At 62.5% G+C, this 256-nt stretch carries 1 pseudogene; it reads right to left on the bottom strand.

From position 1 onward, the window contains the following. Positions 1-256, bottom strand: a pseudogene (locus tag ACNAW0_RS30905) (IS630 family transposase); the annotation flags it as partial.

Raw genomic sequence — 256 nt, 5'->3', positions numbered from 1 at the left:
TCGTCGACCGAGAGCACCACGGCGCCATCGGGCGGGTTGAGGTACAGGCCGACGACGTCGACGACCTTTTCCATGAACAGCGGGTCGGTGGACAGCTTGAACGTGTCGGCCTGATGCGGTTTGAGGTTGAACTTGCGCCAGATTCGCCCGATCGTCGACTTCGACAGGCCGGACTTCTCGGCCATCGACGCCCTCGACCAGTGGGTGGCGTCGCTCGGCGTGGATTCCAATGTCGCGACCAGAACCTGTTCAACCT

Origin of the sequence: Micromonospora sp. SL1-18 (assembly GCF_047921505.1) — a bacterium.
In the GTDB taxonomy this organism is placed as follows: Bacteria; Actinomycetota; Actinomycetes; order Mycobacteriales; family Micromonosporaceae; genus Micromonospora.
This window is presented reverse-complemented; position numbering and strand designations above follow the sequence as displayed.